Consider the following 16798-nt stretch of genomic DNA (forward strand, 5'->3'; position numbering starts at 1 on the left):
CCGGACGCCCCCCACTCGGCCTCCATCGCCGCGGCCGCCGACGGCACGGACGGCGGCCGCGGTGACCGGCTTCACCCCTGGTGCTTGCCGACGCCGAACTCGGCCACCATGGCCTCGCGCCGGGCCTTGCTGATCGGCCAGCCGGGCGCGTCGGGACGGCTCTGCCAGGGACGCGGTCCCGCCGCGGGCCGGTACTCCACTCCCAGCGCGTCGAGCCGGGCCGTGTGCGCCTCCAGCCGCCGGGCGAAGTCCGGGTACGGCGCGCGGTCCGCGGACCACACGACCTCGGCGAACGCGCACAGCCGCGGGAAGACCATGTAGTCGACGGCCCTCGGGGTGTCCATGTGCTCGGTCCAGACGTTGCACTGGGCTCCGATCACGCGGGAGCGCTCGTCGGCGGTCAGCCCCGCCGGCTCGGGTTCGAAGGCGTGGACGTCCTGGAGGGAGAGGGGCGGGCCGACGGGGATGGGCTCGTCCGGCAGCTCCGACTGGCGATAGTCGAAGTAGACAAACATGTCCGGGCAGGAGACCACCTGGTGGCCGGCCCGCGCCGCCACGGCCGCCGCGTCGGGCCCGCGCCAGGCCGCCACCGTCACACCGGGCACCGCCCCGCACTCCAGGATCTCGTCCCAGGCGTACGGCACGCGCCCCCGTCCGGTGACGTGTTCGGCGAGGGCGGCGACGAAGGCGGCCCGCGAGCGGGCGTCACCCGGGCACTCGTCGCCGCCGATGCCCACGTGCGAGCCGGGGAACAGCTCCATGACCTCGTCCAGGACGTCACGGCAGAAGTCCAGCGCCGCGGCGGAGGTGACGTCGAGGCAGTGCGGGGAGAGCCCCCACGCGGCGCGGACCCCGACCGGCCCCGCACCGTCGGCCGCGTCCGGGCCGTCGGCTGTGTCCCGGCCGTCGGCCACTCCCGGAGCCTCGGCCGTGTCCGGGCGGTCAACCGCCTCCGGGACGCCGGCCGCCTCCGGGACGCCGGCCGCCTCCGGGACGCCGGCCGCCTCCGGGGCGAGCCAGGGGTAGGCGGCGACCGCGGCCTGGGTGTGACCGGGCAGGTCGATCTCGGGCACCACGGTGACGTACCGCTCGGCCGCGTAGGCGACGATCTCCCGCACGTCGTCGGCGGTGTAGAAGCCGCCGTGCGGGCGCGGCAGGAAGGTCTCGTGCTGGCGGGAGCCGAGCATGCTCGACGACCGCCAGCCTCCCACCGAGGTCAGCCGGGGATACTTCGCGATCTCCACCCGCCAGCCCTGGTCGTCGGTGAGGTGGAGGTGGAGCACGTTCAGCCGGTGCAGGGCGAGCAGGTCGATGAAGCGCAGCAGGTCCGCCTTGGGCATGAAGTGCCGGGCGACGTCCAGCATGCATCCGCGCCAGCCGTACCGGGGCCGGTCCTCGATCTCGGTGGCGGGCACCGTCAGCGGGCCGCCCGCGACGGGCGCCCGGCGCAGCGCGGCGGGCGGGAGCAGCAGGCGGAGGGTCTGCGCCCCGTAGAACACTCCCGCGGCGTCACCGCCGGTGATCCGCACGCCGGAGGGGGTGATCCGGAGCCGGAACTCCTCGGCCGCCAGACCGGGGCCGAGCGCCAGCACGATGCGCCCCTCTCCCCCGGCCGCACGCTCCGCGTCCGCGTCCGCCCCGGCACCGTCCCCGCCGGCGACGCCCGGGATCCCGGCCCCCGACGGCAGGAGGGCGCAGCCGGTGGCCGGGCCGAGTGCCGAGCGGAGCCAGGCGGCGACGGCGGCCAGCTCGGGCGGGGCGTCGAGAGCGGTCCCGGCGGTCAGCGTGAACTCGCCGGAGCCCGGCCGGACCGAGGAGGGCAGCGGGATCAGGCCGTACGCGGCCGCCGGTCCGGAGCCCTGCCCGGGAGTTCCGGAGCCCTGGCCGGGCGGGGCCGGATGCCGGGGGGCCGGTCGCGGGGAGGGGGATCCGTGCGAGGGCCGGTCCTGGGGGGTCAATCCTTCACCGCCCCGCCGAGCCCTGCCACCAGCCTGCGCTGGACGGCCACGAAGAAGATCAGTACAGGAATGGTCATCAGCGTCGAAGCCGCCATGATTCCTCCCCAGTCGTTCTCGTCGGGTTTGAAGAAGACCAGCAGGGCCGCGGGCAGGGTCTGGTTGTCCTTGGCCGAGATGATGAAGGTCCTGGCGAAGATGAAGTCGTTCCAGGCGGCGATGAAGGAGAACACGCTGGTCGCGATCAGACCCGGCGCGACGAGGGGGAACAGGATCCGCCACAGGATGACGGAGCGGCTCGCGCCGTCGATCATCGCGGCCTCCTCCAGCGCCTCGGGCACCGCGGCCACGAACCCCCGCATCATCCATACCGCGAACGGCAGCGAGAAGGCCAGGTGGACCAGGACGAGCGAGCCCAGCGTGTTGAGCCCCACGCCCGGCACCGCCGTACCGATGTCGCGGATCAGGAAGAACAGCGGGATGGTGAGCGCCTCCACGGGCACCATCTGCGCCACCAGGAACATGATCAGCACGGTCGTGCGGAACCGGAAGTGGAACCGGGTGACCGCCACGGCGGCGAGGAAGGCCACCAGCGCGGACAGGACGACGACCGTCAGGGCGATGCCGAGACTGTTGAGGAGGTATCTGCTGAAGTTCTCGCCGCCGAGCACGCGCTGGAAGTGCTCGAAGGTGGGGGCCAGGGTCCAGGGGCGGACCTCCAGCGACTGGATCTCGCCCGCGGGCTTGAGCGCCGAGAGGACCATCCAGTAGATCGGGAAGAGCGTGACGACCGCGGCGACCACCGCGACGGTGTTGGCGACCAGGCGGGATCTGCTCACAGCTTCTCCCCGCTGCGGTAGAGGGCGCGGATGTAGAGCAGGGTGACCACGAGCAGGATCAGCGTCATGATCACACCGATCGCCGAGCCGAGCCCGTACTCCGAGGAGCCGAAGGCGGTCTGGTAGGCGTAGACGTTCAGCACGGAGTTCTGTCCCGCGATGCCGCCGCCGTTGGTCATCACGTAGATCTGCGTGAAGATCTTGAAGTCCCAGATGATCGACTGAATGACCACGATCGTGACCAGCGGCCGCAGCATCGGCACGATGACCCGCCAGAAGCTGTGCCAGGCCGAGGCCCCGTCGAGCGAGGCCGCCTCCAGCACCGAGCTCGGGACGGCCTGGATCCCGGCGTAGAGCGTCACCATGACGAAGGGGAAGGAGTGCCAGACCACGGTCGCTCCGACGATGCCGAACGTGACCCACTTGTCGTAGAACCAGTTGTAGCCCTCGATGCCCAGGAGCTGGTTGACCAGGCCCAGGTCGGCGTCGAACAGGAACATCCAGACCGTCGACCCGGTCATCGCGGGTGCGGCCCAGGCGGCCATGGCCGCCAGCGACAGCAGCAGGCGCGGCACCCTGCCGGCCTTGGTCAGCACGACGGCGAGCGCCGCGCCGACCGCCAGGGTCGCGATCACCAGGGCGGCGGCGAACACCACGGTCTGCGCCAGCACCGACCAGAAGCGTTGGTCGCCCAGGAGCGTCGCGTAGTTGTCGAAACCGATGAAACGCGTGGGCTCGCCCCCGCTGACCTGTGCCTGCCGGTAGTCGAACACCGACAGCAGGCCGAGCATGTAGATCGGGTAGCCGAAGAGCGGCAGCAGCACGGCCGCGGACGGCAGCAGGTAGAGCCAGGGCCGGAGCCTGCCCCTGGGACGTGGCGGCGCCCGGCGGACCCGGGTCTCCGGGTCCGCCGGCGCCGTGGTGACCGTCGTCATGACCGGCCGAACGCGGCCTTCACCGCCGCGGCTGCCTCGTCGGTGGCCTGCTCGACGGTGGCCTGCTTGGTGGCGATCTTCTGGAGCATGGTCGGGATGACCTTCTGGTTGTCGATCTTCACCCAGGCCGGGTCGATCGGCACGAAGCGGGTGCCGGCCGCGACGGTGTCGAGGAACGGCTTGAGGAAGGAGTCCTTGGCCGCGAGCTCGTCACGGGCCGAGGTCAGCGTGGGCAGGTTGCCCATGGCCTCGTACATCTTGGTCTGGTAGGCCTTGCCGCCCAGCAGCTGCAGGAACTTGACGGCCAGCGAGCGGTGCTTGCTGTTCTTCATGACGCCGAGGTTGTTGCCGCCGGAGAAGGCCGGGGCGATCGTCCCCTCCTTGGCGCCCGGCAGCGGCACCACGGCGTACTTGCCCGCCGCCGCTCCCGCGTCGACCGCGGAGCGGCTGAAGTTGCCGAGGATGCCCATGGCCGCCTTGCCGCTGGCGAACAGCTCGACGGTCTTGCCGCCGGTGAGACTCGCGCAGGCCTGCGGCGGGCAGTTGTCGTCGCTGAGCAGGTCGGTGTAGGCCTGCACGCCCTTGCGGGCCTCGGGGCTGTCGAGGCTCTCGATGTCGCCGCCGGCGTCCCAGACGAACGGGAGCGCGCCGAAGGTGTACTCGCCGCCGACGGCGATGCCGTACAGCTCGGGCTTCTTCTTGCGGATCTCACGGGCGGCCGAGGTGAGGTTCCCGATCGTCGTGGGCGGCTTGAGGCCGAGCTCCTCGAAGACGTCGGTGCGGTAGTAGAGCGCGCGGATGCCGATGTACCAGGGCAGGCCGTAGACCTTGCCGTCGACGGTCGCGGACTTGAGCAGGTCGGCGCCGACGTCCTTGCCCTCCGTCCAGCTCTGCAGGTCGGCGCTCAGGTCGGCGAAGCCTCCCGCGGCGGCGTACTCGGCGAGGTCGGTGTTGCCGTACTCGGCGACGTCGGGGGCGCTCGCCGGGTCGTTGAACGCGCCTTTGAACTTCTCGTGCCGGGCGGGCGTCGTCGGGATGTAGGTCACCTCGACCTTCACATCCGCGTTGGCGGCGCCGAACTCCTTGATCGCCTCTCCGACGATCTTCTCCTTGGGGGCGCGGTTGGGCTCGTCGAAGAGCCACACTCGCAGGGTCCCGGACTTGTCGTCGCCGCCGCTCGCGGACGGGGCGGTGGAAGGGGCGCACGCGGCGAGGGCCAGCAGGGCCACACCTGCCGCCGCCCAGTTCAGGATCTTCACAGCTCTCTCCTCCTGTTGGCGGCAGACCTTAGGAAGGGGGCGGCGGTCGCGGGAAGAGGCCGCGTATTTTGTTGTGCAGTGCAGAACCTTGTGCTGCAAAGTGGCGTTTGAAGCCTCGGCTCCCCTAATTTGACCTGCGTGTTCGACCCGTCGAATCCTCACTGAGGCTGTGATGAACGAAGCTGCCCCGGAACGCAACCAGTCGGCCTCGCTCCGGCGCGCCCTCGCCGTGCTGGAACACGTGCGCGACCACACGGGCGCCGGTCAGGGCCTGTCGCTCACCAGGCTCGCCGAGGCGGTCGGCCTGTCCAAGAGCACGGTGCTCCGGCTGACCGCCCCGCTCATCGACGCCAGGCTGCTGGAGCGCGACCGCAGGACCGGTGCCTACCGGCTGGGGCACGGCGCGCTCCACCTCGGCCAGGCCTATCTGGCCACGCTCGACCTGCGTACGGTCGCCGCCGAGGAGTCCCACCGGCTGATGACCGAGGTCCGGGAGACCGTCCACCTCGTGGTCTACGACGCGCCGGACGTGGTCTACATCGACAAGGTCGAGAACGAGACCAACGTGCGCATGGCCTCGCGCATCGGCAGCCGGGCCCCCGTCTACTGCACCGCCGTCGGCAAGGCGATCCTCGCCTGGCAGCCGGAGGAGGACGTCGAGCGGGTCGTGGCCGCCGGCATGCCGCACATCACCCGCTACACCATCACCGAGGCCGACCGGCTCCGCGCCGAGCTGAGCCGGATCCGGCAGCGGGGCTACTCGGTCGACGACCGCGAGAACGAGCCCGAGGTGCGCTGCGTCGCCGCACCGATCTTCAACCACACCGACACCGCGACCTCGGCCATCTCCGTCTCCGGCCTCACCTCGCGGATCACCGCCGCCCGGGTCCGCGACCTGGGGCCGCTGGTGGCGGAGACGGCCCTGCGCATCTCCAGGAAGCTGGGGTCGACTCGATGACCGGCACGGACGACGAGCACCTAAGGACCAATTTCTGATGATCGATCTGGTAACGCTCGGTGAGAGCATGGCGCTGTTCACCGCGCGTCGTACCGGCCTGCTCCGGCACGCCCGTGACTTCGGTCTCAGCGTGGGCGGCGCGGAGTCGAACCTGGCGATCGGCGTCACCCGTCTCGGCCGGCGCGCGGCGTGGATCGGCAGGGTCGGCGCCGACGAGTTCGGGGAGCTGCTCCGCTCGACGCTGGCGGGTGAGGGCGTCGACGTCCAGGGGATGATCGTCGATCCGGACGCCCCCACGGGCTTGATGATCAAGAATCGGCGCACGAGCGAGATGGTCGACGTGCGTTACTACCGCTCCGGCAGCGCCGGGTCCCGGCTCCGGCCCGAGGACCTCGACGTCTCACTGATCCGGTCGGCACGCGTGCTGCACATCACGGGGATCACGCTCGCGCTGTCCGCCTCCGCCCGGGAGGCGGTGCGCGCCGCGGTCGCCGAGGCCCGCGACGCGGGCGTGACCGTGTCGGCGGACATCAACTACCGCCGCGCCCTGTGGAGCCCCGAGGAGGCGTCCGCCGTGCTGCGGGAGACCGTCGCGGCGACGGACGTGCTGTTCGCGACCGAGGCGGAGGCCCGTCTGATCGTCGAAGGCGCGGACCCGGTCGCCCTGGCCGGGGCCCTGTCGGATCTCGGCCCGCGCCACGTGCTCGTCAAACGCGGCCCGCTCGGCGCGGTCGAGCTCTCCGACGGCGTCGTACGGCACGCGGAGCCGTACCACGTCACCGAGCTCGACCCCGTGGGGGCCGGCGACGCCTTCGCCGCGGGCTGGCTCGCCGAGACGCTGGAGGGCGCCGGTCCCGAACGCCGTCTCGCGACCGCGTGCGCGGCCGGGGCCTTCGCGGTCGCCGCGGACGGCGACTGGGAGAGCCTCCCCCGCCGCTCCGACCTGGACCGCCTGCGCCCGGCGGACGCGGTCAGCCGCTGAGGCGTGCCTCGGGGAGGCTCTCACGGACCGTCGCACCCGGCCGGGAACCACCCGCCGGCGCAAGCGGACCACCCGAGGCGGTGCGACATCTGTCTTGATGCGGTACCAGGGGTACCGGGTCGGGGCACGGGGGGAGCTGAGGTGCGTTACGGTGCGTTGAACCCCAGGGTGTAGGGGCCGAAGCCGCTGGAGGAGACCACCTGGTAGCGGTAGGTGCCGGCCGTGCCGGTGTAGGCGATCTGCTCGTTAGGGGTCACGCCCTCAGCGGCGGCGACGGTGCTCCAGGTCGGGCCTGTCCGTTTTTGCAGGTATAGGTCGAAGTCGGCGCCCACATCGGTGTGCAGACAGCCGGAGTGGATACCTGTGGCAGTCGACCGATAGCCGAGGGCGGGCGTCTGGGCGGCGGTCTGACCGCTGGTCAGGGTGCCGGTGGCGGCCCTCGGATAGCCGGTGCAGGTGCCCGTGCTCAGAGCGGGGGGATTGCCCGCGGTGGTCTGCAGGGACAGGCCGTAGGCGGTGAGGATCGGGCTGATCGGCTGGAAGTAGGTGGTGCCGCCCAAGCTGCAGTCGCCCGAACCGCCGGAGGCGACTCCCTGGGCCTGGTCGACGGAGATGAAGGCGCCGCCCGAATCGCCGGGTTCGGCGCAGACGTTGGTGCGGGTCAACCCGAAGACGTTGCCCTGGGGGTAGGTGACGCTGGCATCACGCTGCTGGACGATGCCGCAGTGCCAGTCGGTGGTGGAACCGGACCGGCAGACCGAGGCACCCTCGGCGGCCACCTTGGCACCGACAACGGGCACGGTGCCGCCGGCGCCGTTGTCCACCGCCGGCTTCGACGTCCAGTTGGCGTTGACGGCGACCCAGGCGTAGTCGTTGGTCGGGAAGGAGGATGCCTGGAAGACACCTTGGACGACCCGGTTGAAGCCGGTGGTGGTCTGGCCCGGCTTACCGCAGTGGCCGGCGGTGATGAAACCGTTCTGGGTGCCTTTGAACACGGGGAAGCCGATCGAGCAGCGGTTGGTGTCGGCGACGTAGTAGGTCTGCCCGCCCACCAGGTCATGCAGGGGGCGGGGTTGCTCGTTGGACGGCAGCACGACCACCGCGGACTTATCCACCCCCGCGCTCTCGATGAGGATCTCGGCCGCCTCGGGTTTCGGGGCGAGGATGACGACCTTGTTGGTCTTCACGTCGACGTAGCGCACGCTGGCCACCACCGGCCGCACGGGCAGAGCCTGGTCGAGCTTCTTCTTGATCGAGGCCAGTTGCGTCAGCGGCCTGGTGACGATCTCGGCTTGGGCGCCCGCGGCGAGGATCTGGGGAATGTCGGCGGTGCTGGTGGTGGCCGCCACCAGGTTCTGCGCGGTGGTTCCCCTGAACCAGGCGCCGCCGAAACGGGCACCGAGCGCTTTCTGAAGTTGCGGCACGACCGGTGCCAGGCGGGCCTCGTTGAGCAGGCGAGCCTGGGCTTGGACCGGGGTGAGACCCAGGTCGCGCTGGAGTGCCTCCAGCATGCCCGGCGGCGGTTTCAGCGCGGCCAAGGCGGTCACGGCGGCTGCGGGGCTCGCTGCCCGGCGTTCAGCGCCGGCCGGAACCGCAGCCAGGGTGAGCGCGGTGATTGCCAGGACATATCCCGTGGTAACGGCATGTCTGCGGGACATGGATCTCTCCTCGACCTCGGCTTTCAAAGCATGAGGGGAGATCGCCTCATATCACTGGTTGATCATGCGATATGGGCACCACCACCCTAGTTGAGTCGTCGCCGGTCAAGGTCGCAAAAGCCACACGCCACGCGGGCGGGAATCGGGGTGGCGCCAACGATCGTGCCACCAGTACCAAACGGGAGCATCCTCGCTCATCCGCTCCGGTTCGCCGACGCTCGGCGGCAGCGAAATCCTCCTGGTCGGGTAGCTGCTCGACCGCGCATTCCCGCACTACATCGAGGTCTGAGCGGTCCGCACGCTGGGCAGGCTTCCCTCCTCGCTCAGAGCAACATCATCGCGGTCTTGTGTCCCACACTGGTGATCTCAATGGGGGTTTCTGTCACCCAACGGCACGTCGCCACCCCACCAGGTCCGTCGAGTGTTACAACAAGATCGATATCTGAGCGTAGATCCGCAGTCGGAGCTATTCATGCGAAGCCTTTCTTTCCCCCCTTGAAACTGCCTTTGGGGGAGTGACGTTGAGGAAACTCGTCTTGGTCGGGCTGCGACGCGCCAGGAGTTCGAGATCGGCAGAGGCGGCGATGCCGGGTCCTACCCCGATAGCCGCTCCGCCGCAGGTCCGCCTGCCCGGGTTTTCCCGGCCGGTGGTGGGTTTCGCGCTGGTTCCGGTCATGACCGTGCTGCCGTCCGCGCAGTTTGGTGCTGCTGGGTGAGGCCGCGGACTTCGCGGTTCTGGCCGGCAGCACCGTCACCAACACCGGTGCCACCACCGTCACCGGCGATCTCGGGCTGAGCCCGGGGACAGCGGTGACCGGTTTTCCGCCGGGTTAGGTGAGCGGGACGATCCACACGGCCGACGCCGCCGCCCAGCCAAGGCCGATCTGGCCGCCGCCTACGACGACGCCGCGGCTCGGACTCCCGCCACCACCGTGGCCGCCGAACTCGGCGCCACCACCCTGACACCAGGCGTCTACACCTCCGCCGCGGGCACGTTCGGAATCACCGGTATCCTGACCCTCGACGCGCAAGGGAATACGGACGCGGTCTTCATCTTCCAGACCGCTTCCACCCTCATCACCACCTCGGCCAGCACCGTGACCCTCACCGGCGGCGCCCTCTCCATCACCATGCCCGCACCCACGAACCTGGGATCCGCGAGGGCCGCCACCGTGTCGGCCCACCTCGGCGACGTCACCGTGATCGACAACCGTGGCGCCCCGTCCACCGCTTGGACCGCCAACTGGCCAAGCACCTGCGCGAGGAGCGACCCGGCCACGCCTACCTCGAAGAGGTCTTCCGGCACCTGCGGCCGAGCTCCACGTCCCGGTGCGACGCCGGCCCAAGAAGCTGCCCGACGTCCCCACCGAGGCCGAGATCCGCAGCTACTGCACCACCGTGTGGGCCGCGCGCCGTACCGGCGACATCGCGCCCATCAAGACACCGCTCTACACCGGCGTCCGCGTCGCCGAACTGGTCAAGAACCGCATCGACGACGCCCTCATCCAGCCCTATTCCTGACCTCCGCGGGCAGCTTGTCGGCGGCCGCCAGCCGCGGCAGCAGCCGCGGTTCCAGGGTCATCGCCCGGAAGACGAGCGCGACGGTCACGTCGTGGCCGGGCTGGTGCACGACCTCGACCGGGTCGGCGGCACGGATTTCGCCGGGCTCGATCATGCGCAGATACGCGCCCGGCCGTGCGGCCCGCATGAACCGCTTGATCCAGCCGTCACGCTCCAGCCAGCCCTGGAACGTCGCGCACGGGATACGCGCGCACGACACCTCCAGGACGACGTCCGGCCCGATCCGCCAGCGCTCACCGATCAGGGCGCCGTTGACGTCCAGCCCCAGAGTCGTGAGATTCTCCCCGAAGACCCCGTTTGTGAGCGAGCTGCCGAATTCGGCTTCCCACCCGTCGAGATCCTCGCGGGCGTAAGCATAGACGGCCTGGTCGGAGCCACCGTGGTGCTCCACGTCATAGACCCGGTCACCGGCGAGACCGACCGCGCCGGTGCCCTTGGGGCCGGGGGCGGTGACGGCGACCGGGCCGTCAACGGGCTGCTTGTCGATGCCCGTCAACCCCAGCCCCTTCCACGGGTTGGGGCGGGGCCGGCCGATGTTGACGGAGAGCAGCCTCATGGTGGCGACGGTACGGTCCGCCGCTCGCTCGGGCCACATGTTTTCCCGCCGTTGCCGCGACGGGCCGGCTTCCGGTGACCGGGCAGCCGGGGGACGGAGTGGTGTTCCGCCGGGACGGCCGGACCGGGAGGCCGTCGTCCGGGTTCTCCGCGTGACGTCACCAGAGCTTGTCGATCTCGCCCGGGTACAGCTCGATCCGGGAGTGCTGGAACGACGATCGGTGGCGACGGGCCTCGACCGAGAAGAAGCCGGCTATGGTGACCTTGCCGAAGCCGGGCTGGTCGCTGGGGAACGGGGCCTGAGGGGTCCCCCCGACGAGGACCGCGCCGGGCAGCGGCCTCCAGCCGGCGCTCTCGTAGAACCCCTGCAGGGGACGGTCGCAGGTGAACAGCCCGAGATCCAGGTCCATCGCGGCCATCGACTCGCGGGCCGCTGTCACCAGGCGGCGGCCGTGGCCCCTGCCGCGCGCCTCCCGGCGCGTCACCACCGTGCTCAGACCTCCGGCCCGGTAGCACCGTCCGGCGTGGACGATCTCCTTGGAGAGGATGTCCAGGGCTGCCAGCACCGCGCCGCCGTCCACCAGCAGCACCGACAACGGCCGCAGCCCGGGGTCGTGGATGGGCGCCCCTTCGGTGACGGCGGTGGGATCCTCCGCCGGCCACGCCTGGTGCCGCAGGTCCGACACCTGCGCGCGGAGTTCGGGCGGGGTGGCCGCCTCCGGATACGACACGATCTGCACGCGCCGATTATTTCCTCCCGGCCCGGCCTGTCCCCGGCAGGGACACCGTCAGGATCGCCGGCGGCCGGTCCGGGCTCAGGGCTCCGAGGGCTTTCTCCGCGGCGAGCAGCCGGTCCAGGTGATCCTGGACGATCGGCCGGGCGGCCTTGGCGAGCGCCTTGACCTGGGGCACCGACCCGTCGGCGATCTCCTTCTTGATCGCGGCCAGGGCCGCACGGTGACTGTAGACCATCGTCTTGGTCCAGGCCTTGTCGAACTCCGTGCCGGACAGGGCGTCCAACTCCTTGGCCTTGGTCTGCTGGCGCGCCGTGGGTTGCTCGGGCAGCGTCACCTTCAGCCGCTGCGCGACCTGCTGGAGCTTCTTGTCGAGTTTGGTGTGGTCGGCGACGAGCATGGCCCCGATCGAACGGACGGCGTTGGCCTTCCCCTTGCTCTGGGCGGCCTTGCCGGCGGCGATCTCGGTGAGGTTGCCCTGATGCGCCTGGGTCAGGAACTGCCTGTCCTGCGCGGGCACCCGGCCCTCATCCGAGGACGTCGTCGTCGGCCTCGGCACCGGCGTCGGCGCGGGTGTCAGGGCCGAGGCCGTCGAGCCGCCCGTCAGCGCCAGCACGGCAGCGGAGGTCGCCGCGATCGCCACGAGTGGGGTATGGAGCGCCATCACTACCTCCGGGAATGTGTCCTGGCGGATTTTCCACCACCCCAGAGGCCTTTCCCGGCACAGAACTTTCCATGTGGACAAAACGCCACATTAGTACCAAATACCCCTATTCAATTACATTACATAACAGGCCACTCCTTTCCCCGGAGTCGGGTGGGGCGGACGGACCAGCGTCCGGCGTCCTCGCCGTGCAGCCGAGCGAAGATCGCCGGACTGTCGAAGCGAGGAAGGCGCAACCGATCCGTCAGAGGTGCCCGGGGCGGCGGACCGGCAGTCCCACAGCGATACGTAGTCGTCGGCCGGTCGCGTGCCCGACAGAGCATCTCCGATCCGTGACGGCCACCGGCCGGCGACCATGGCCGGCGAGGACGCCACGGACACCGTCGCGCACATCCTCGGCAAGACACCGCCGGCCAGGAGCCTGCCGGAAACGCCTCTTCGGGGAGTGTAACCCACCGCTGCCGATCAAGAACGGAGTGTCAACGCCGCGACGCCTCCGCCACGGCGGAGCCCTGTAAACCCACGATCACCGGCGGGCCGTACGTATGACGGCATCCCCGGCCCGATCCTCGGCGAACCCGCGATCTTCGGCGGGTCCGGCCCGCCTCGGGCCCGGCAGGGGCGGCTATCGACGATCTTCCACCAGGCGGGCGGTGACCAGCCATCCCCGGCCGGTACCCGCACGGTCCGGGTCGAACGCCGGTGGCACCGGGCGGCGGTATCCCGCCGCGACCTCACCGAGGTCACGGAGAGCCGGGCGCCATCCTCGTCCGCGGAGCCAGGAGGCGAGATCCCCGGCGGGACCGCCCCGCCACAGGTCGACGAGCTCTGCGGAGATCGCCCGCCGGGCGGCACGGAGCGGTTCGGAGTCCTCCATGTGGTCCAGAGCCAGGACGCTGCCGGGGGCCGAGGCGCAGGTGATGCGATCCAGGAGGAGGTCGGCGGCGTCGGCCGGCAGGGCGTACAGGATCCCCTCGGCCAACCAGGCGGTCGGCACGTGCGGCCGGAGACCCGCCTCGACCAGCGCACCCGGCCAGTCGTCGCGCAGATCCGCGGGGACCTCCACCCGGTCGCAGCGCGCGAGGACGCCATGTCCGGCCAGGCAGGTCCTCCTGAACGCCAGCACGTCGGCGAAGTCGACCTCGAAGACGCGCGTCCCGGCGGGCCAGTCCAGCCGGAACGCGCGGGTGTCCAGACCGCACGCCAGCAGCACCACCTGGGCGCACCCGGCCCCGGCGGCCTCCAGCAACGCCCGGTCCAGGAAACGCGTGCGGACCGCCACCTGATCGGCCATCAGCTCCGCGAAGCCCGGACCGGTCGACGCCGGCGCGGCCGTCCACACCGATCTGGCGACGCCGTCCGCGTCCAGGAACGTCCGCGCGTAGGGGTCGTCGAAGAGCCGGTCCGCGCGGCGGCTCTCCTCCGCTCGCAGGAAGGCGACCCCCAGGGCGGTCGCGCCGATTCCGGTCAGCTCGCCGGCGAGTTCGGGTCGGTGTGCCATCGTGCTCCTCCAGGGCTGTCGTGAACGCCTCCCCCGGACGGGCCGGGCGCGGGCGTCCTCCCCGTCCCTCCCCACCCGGGAAAGAGCGAATGCTCGTTCTCTTTCAAGCTGCCACGCCCGCACCGGATTGACAAGAGCGAACACTCGTTCTTTCATGGGGCCATGTCACCCGTCTCGCCGGCGCACCTCGCGGCGCGGCGCGCCCAGCTCCTCAAGGCCGCCCGCACCTGCTTCGCCCGCAACGGCTTCCACGCCACGTCGATGCAGGAGGTCCTCAGCGAGGCCCGCATGTCCCCCGGCGGCGCGTACCGCTACTTCCCCAGCAAGGAAGCCCTCGTGGCCGCCATCGCCACCGAGACCCTGACCGAGGTCTCCGCCGCGCTCAAGGCCCTGTCGGAGGACGGCTCCACCCCGGGGCCCGACGACATGGTGACCGCAGTGACCTCCACCATCGAGCGGCTCGACGCGCTGCACGACACGGCCAAGCTGGAGATCCAGGTGTGGGCGGAGGCCCAGCGCTCCCCGCTGCTCGCCGAGCAGTTCGCCAGGGCGTTCGCCGACGTGGAGCGCTTCATGACCGAGCAGGTCGAGACCTACCAGGGACGCGGCCTCATCGAGCGCGGCGTGCCGGCCGGCCACATCGCCCGGGTCCTCATCGGCCTCGTACACGGTTTCATGGTCCAGCGGACCCTGCTCCAGGCCGACACCGCCCAGTTCCGCGACGGCTTGCGTGCCCTGGTCGCGGGACCCGGCCGCGCCCCCGACCCGCCGCCGGGGTGATCACTGGACGCCGGCGTCCTCGCGGTAGCCGCGGGCCTGCATCTCGAAGAGCCGGGCGTATCCCCCGCCCGTGGCCGTGAGCTCGTCGTGCGTCCCCCGCTCCGCGATCCGGCCGCCGTCGAGCACGACGATCAGGTCCGCGTCGCGGACCGCGCCGAGCCGGTGGGACACGAGCAGGCTGGTACGGCCGGCGCGATGCTCACGGAGCCGCCGGTGCACCTCGTACTCGGCCTGCGCGTCCAGGCCCGAGCTGGGCTCGTCGAGGACGAGCAGGTCACGCCCCTCGCGCAGCATCGCGCGGGCCAGGGCCAGACGCTGCCACTGGCCCCCGGAGAGCACCACTCCGGCCTGCGGGTCGTCCTCGTCCTCCGGCCCGAAGAAGATCCGGCTCAGCAGCGTGTCGTAGCCCCGGGGCAGCGCCTGGACGGTCTCGTGGACGTCCGCCATCCCGGCTGCGGCCTGGATGCGGGCGCGGTCGGACAGCGCCTCGATCTCCCCCACCCCGATGTTCTCCGCCGCCGTCAGGTCGTAGCTCATGTAGTCCTGGAAGAGCACGCCCATCCTGGCGCGCAGCTCGGCCGGCGGCACCTCGCGGAGATCCACGCCGTCCCAGAGGATGCTCCCCCGGGACGGGTCGTAGAACCGGCACAGCAGCTTGATCAGGGTGCTCTTGCCCGCCCCGTTGAGCCCCACCAGCGCGACCGACGCGCCGTGCGGGATCGTCAGGTCGACCCCTCGCAGCACCCACGGGTGGCTGTCGTCGTAGCGGAACCACACGTCGCGCAGCTCGATGCCCCGCCGCAGCGCGGGCAGCGCGGCGGCCGACCGCGGGGACGGCAGGTCGTCGGGGAGCGACGTCACCTGCTCGTGGTAGCCGAACAGGGACAGCGCCTGGCGGGCATGGGCCGCGTTCTCCACCGTCGCGATCAGCGCGGCCTGCGTTCCGGCCACGGCGGCGGCGAACGCGGTCACGTCACCGAGGGTCAGCCGGCCGTCCACGGCGGCGTACACCGCCCACATCAGTCCCACACCGCTGACCGCGGCCGACAGCACCGCCAGCACCGACTGGGTGAGTGCCTCCCGCCGGTCCAGCCGCCGGTCTCCGGCCTGGATGACGGCCAGCTCCCCGAACATCCGGCCCTTGAGGAAGTCGCCCAGCCCGAAGAGCCGGACCTCCTTGGCGGCCTGCACGTCGGTGATGAGGGAGGAGTAGAGGACCTGCCGCCGGATTCCCGCAGACTGCCCGGCGATCATCCTCGTCCGCCGCTTCTCCAGCGACATCAGGGCGACCAGGGCGGGGACCGCCGCCAGCGCCACCAGCCCCGCCATCAGCGGGCTCAGCACGGCCAGCGCGGCGAGAAGGCCGACCAGCGTGATGACGTTGCGCCCGACGTCGAACAGGCCGGAGGTGATGGGCCTCAGCGCGCCGCCCGTCGCCTGCGCGGCCATCCGCAACCTGTCCAGGAAATCGGGGTTCTCGAACCGCGACAGGCCCTGGAACCCGTTCACCGCGGTGTACAGGCGGTCCTGCATCAGGCGGTCCAGCCGGCGCTCCGTCTCGGCCTGCAGATAGGCGATGAGATGCGGCAGCACCCCGGCGGCCAGCCCCAGGACGATGAGGCCGCAGGCGGGCAGCAGCACCTGGTCGGTACGGCCGGCCGCCAGCTCGTCGACGAGAAGCTTCGTCGCCCACACGGTCCCCATGGGCAACAGACCGCCGATGACGGTCACCGCCAGCTGGGACAGGGCCAGGCCGGGGCCGATACGCCAGCACAGCTGCACCACCGTTCCGGCGTATCGCGACAGGCGGCGGAGCCGGCCCCCGTCCGGCTCCGCTTCCGAGACCGGAGACGTCGTCACCTCGCGCGGGCCGTTCCGGCGAGGGCGTCCAGCTCCGTGTCCGCCCCCACGATCGTGCCGTCCGGGTCGACCCGGAGGAACGTCGGGAAAGCCTCGATGCCGACCGCCTTCACCAGGCGGTCGGCCTGTTCCGCCGTGGCGACGCGCGCCGTACCGCCGATCATCCCGATGAGGTCGCCGGCCTTCTCCCCGTCCCCGGAGATGACCGCCATGGCGGTGCCGGTCCGGGCCGCGTCGGCGAAACGCGGTGCGTGCTCATGGCACGCGCCGCAGCTGACGTCGAAGAACGCCACGAGCCGTGGCCACTCGCCGCCGTCCGCTCCGACGGGGGGCAGCGTGCGGCCGATCAGGGCTCCCGGATTGTAGGAATCGAACCGCGCCGATCCGGCGAGACGTTCCAACTCGGCGGTGTGCTCGCGTAGGCGGCGCAGTACCGCGAAGGTGAGCACCAGGTCGAAGAGGCAGAGTATGCCGACCAGCACGACGGCGGCGATCAGAAAAATCATCGGACAACCTCACTTAAGGACTTCGAGTCGC

Annotated in this window: 17 protein-coding genes and 1 pseudogene; 6 read left to right on the forward strand and 12 right to left on the reverse strand. The window is 71.1% G+C overall.

Annotation, left to right across the window (positions count from 1 at the left end):
* Nucleotides 1–71 precede the first annotated feature (71 nt).
* Genes SROS_RS48230 through SROS_RS37280 form a run of 4 tightly spaced genes read right to left on the reverse strand, consistent with a single transcriptional unit; the run spans nucleotide 72 to nucleotide 4988 of the window.
* On the reverse strand, nucleotides 72–1958 hold the full coding sequence (locus SROS_RS48230) for a beta-N-acetylhexosaminidase (protein WP_012894122.1): 1887 nt from the start codon (nucleotides 1956–1958) through the stop codon (nucleotides 72–74).
* On the reverse strand, nucleotides 1955–2794 hold the full coding sequence (locus tag SROS_RS37270; protein ID WP_012894123.1) for a carbohydrate ABC transporter permease: 840 nt from the start codon (nucleotides 2792–2794) through the stop codon (nucleotides 1955–1957). Before SROS_RS37270 ends, SROS_RS48230 begins: the two co-directional genes overlap by 4 nt.
* Nucleotides 2791–3729 (reverse strand): carbohydrate ABC transporter permease, encoded by a 939-nt coding sequence (locus tag SROS_RS37275; protein ID WP_012894124.1) that lies wholly within the window; start codon nucleotides 3727–3729, stop codon nucleotides 2791–2793. Before SROS_RS37275 ends, SROS_RS37270 begins: the two co-directional genes overlap by 4 nt.
* Nucleotides 3726–4988: an extracellular solute-binding protein gene (locus tag SROS_RS37280; RefSeq protein ID WP_012894125.1), complete on the reverse strand. Its 1263-nt coding sequence runs from the start codon at nucleotides 4986–4988 to the stop codon at nucleotides 3726–3728. Before SROS_RS37280 ends, SROS_RS37275 begins: the two co-directional genes overlap by 4 nt.
* A 172-nt stretch (nucleotides 4989–5160) precedes the next feature.
* Here SROS_RS37280 and SROS_RS37285 point away from each other — a divergent pair, with 172 nt between their 5' ends.
* Nucleotides 5161–5946 (forward strand): IclR family transcriptional regulator, encoded by a 786-nt coding sequence (locus SROS_RS37285; protein WP_012894126.1) that lies wholly within the window; start codon nucleotides 5161–5163, stop codon nucleotides 5944–5946.
* A gap of 37 nt (nucleotides 5947–5983) precedes the next feature.
* Nucleotides 5984–6928 (forward strand): sugar kinase, encoded by a 945-nt coding sequence (locus tag SROS_RS37290; RefSeq protein WP_012894127.1) that lies wholly within the window; start codon nucleotides 5984–5986, stop codon nucleotides 6926–6928.
* A gap of 146 nt (nucleotides 6929–7074) precedes the next feature.
* On the opposite strand, the gene SROS_RS37295 is transcribed toward SROS_RS37290, so the two are convergent.
* On the reverse strand, nucleotides 7075–8586 hold the full coding sequence (locus SROS_RS37295; protein WP_012894128.1) for a S1 family peptidase: 1512 nt from the start codon (nucleotides 8584–8586) through the stop codon (nucleotides 7075–7077).
* A gap of 702 nt (nucleotides 8587–9288) precedes the next feature.
* Here SROS_RS37295 and SROS_RS54645 point away from each other — a divergent pair.
* Nucleotides 9289–9420 carry an ice-binding family protein gene (locus SROS_RS54645; protein WP_218919748.1) on the forward strand — a complete coding sequence of 44 codons (132 nt, stop codon included), beginning with the start codon at nucleotides 9289–9291 and terminating at the stop codon, nucleotides 9418–9420.
* A 50-nt stretch (nucleotides 9421–9470) separates the two neighbouring features.
* Nucleotides 9471–9647, forward strand: a pseudogene (locus tag SROS_RS54650) (ice-binding family protein); the annotation flags it as partial.
* Here SROS_RS54650 and SROS_RS53500 read toward each other — a convergent pair.
* Nucleotides 9560–9892 (reverse strand): hypothetical protein, encoded by a 333-nt coding sequence (locus SROS_RS53500; protein WP_052317121.1) that lies wholly within the window; start codon nucleotides 9890–9892, stop codon nucleotides 9560–9562. The pseudogene SROS_RS54650 and the gene SROS_RS53500 overlap by 88 nt on opposite strands.
* Nucleotides 9893–9915: 23 nt before the next feature.
* Here SROS_RS53500 and SROS_RS46510 point away from each other — a divergent pair, with 23 nt between their 5' ends.
* Complete coding sequence (locus tag SROS_RS46510; protein ID WP_012894130.1) at nucleotides 9916–10107, forward strand: hypothetical protein; 192 nt, start codon at nucleotides 9916–9918, stop codon at nucleotides 10105–10107.
* Here SROS_RS46510 and SROS_RS37310 read toward each other — a convergent pair.
* The 4 genes from SROS_RS37310 to SROS_RS37325 form a co-directional block, all read right to left on the reverse strand.
* A complete protein-coding gene (locus SROS_RS37310; RefSeq protein WP_012894131.1) occupies nucleotides 10088–10723 on the reverse strand; it encodes an MOSC domain-containing protein in 636 nt (211 codons plus the stop codon). The two genes, SROS_RS46510 and SROS_RS37310, sit on opposite strands and share 20 nt — an antisense overlap.
* Before the next feature lie 157 nt (nucleotides 10724–10880).
* The gene (locus tag SROS_RS37315) at nucleotides 10881–11462 is read right to left on the reverse strand and encodes a GNAT family N-acetyltransferase (RefSeq protein ID WP_012894132.1); all 582 of its coding nucleotides are present in this window, start codon (nucleotides 11460–11462) and stop codon (nucleotides 10881–10883) included.
* Between the two features lie 7 nt (nucleotides 11463–11469).
* Nucleotides 11470–12120 (reverse strand): DUF4142 domain-containing protein, encoded by a 651-nt coding sequence (locus SROS_RS37320; protein WP_012894133.1) that lies wholly within the window; start codon nucleotides 12118–12120, stop codon nucleotides 11470–11472.
* Nucleotides 12121–12745: 625 nt separating this feature from the next.
* Complete coding sequence (locus SROS_RS37325) at nucleotides 12746–13621, reverse strand: SAM-dependent methyltransferase (protein WP_012894134.1); 876 nt, start codon at nucleotides 13619–13621, stop codon at nucleotides 12746–12748.
* Nucleotides 13622–13783: 162 nt separating this feature from the next.
* Here SROS_RS37325 and SROS_RS37330 point away from each other — a divergent pair, with 162 nt between their 5' ends.
* On the forward strand, nucleotides 13784–14401 hold the full coding sequence (locus tag SROS_RS37330) for a TetR/AcrR family transcriptional regulator (RefSeq protein ID WP_012894135.1): 618 nt from the start codon (nucleotides 13784–13786) through the stop codon (nucleotides 14399–14401).
* Here SROS_RS37330 and SROS_RS37335 read toward each other — a convergent pair whose 3' ends face one another.
* Together SROS_RS37335 and SROS_RS46515 are read right to left on the reverse strand one after the other, a co-directional pair.
* Complete coding sequence (locus SROS_RS37335; RefSeq protein ID WP_245564423.1) at nucleotides 14402–16186, reverse strand: ABC transporter ATP-binding protein; 1785 nt, start codon at nucleotides 16184–16186, stop codon at nucleotides 14402–14404.
* Between the two features lie 71 nt (nucleotides 16187–16257).
* On the reverse strand, nucleotides 16258–16767 hold the full coding sequence (locus SROS_RS46515) for a thioredoxin domain-containing protein (protein ID WP_012894137.1): 510 nt from the start codon (nucleotides 16765–16767) through the stop codon (nucleotides 16258–16260).
* Nucleotides 16768–16798 lie beyond the last annotated feature (31 nt).

This window comes from Streptosporangium roseum DSM 43021, from assembly GCF_000024865.1.
In the GTDB taxonomy this organism is placed as follows: domain Bacteria; phylum Actinomycetota; class Actinomycetes; order Streptosporangiales; family Streptosporangiaceae; genus Streptosporangium; species Streptosporangium roseum.